The 250-nt window shown below is 54.4% G+C and carries 1 pseudogene; it reads left to right on the plus strand.

Annotated features, from left to right (window positions below):
• Positions 1-250 (plus strand): annotated as a pseudogene (locus HMPREF3119_RS19680) (hypothetical protein); the annotation flags it as partial.

Below are 250 nucleotides of genomic sequence, written 5' to 3' on the forward strand. Positions count from 1 at the left end.
GACCGGCACCGGTACGCAGTGGAAAAAGAACATTCACGGTGTGGCCCCCGGCCAGCTTATCAGCATCGAGAACGGCACTGCACCGGTCAGTATGATAATCCGCGCGGTAAACAGTGATACCGAACTGGTGTTGTCATTCAATTCCCCGGTAACACTCAGCGGCGCGAAATACTCTATCGCCACCACGGTACCGGACACAATTTCAGATGCAGCCCGCACCATGTCAGCCAATCAGGGCTATATCGTTTAC

Source organism: Morganella sp. HMSC11D09, assembly GCF_001807955.1.
Lineage (GTDB): Bacteria > Pseudomonadota > Gammaproteobacteria > Enterobacterales > Enterobacteriaceae > Morganella > Morganella morganii.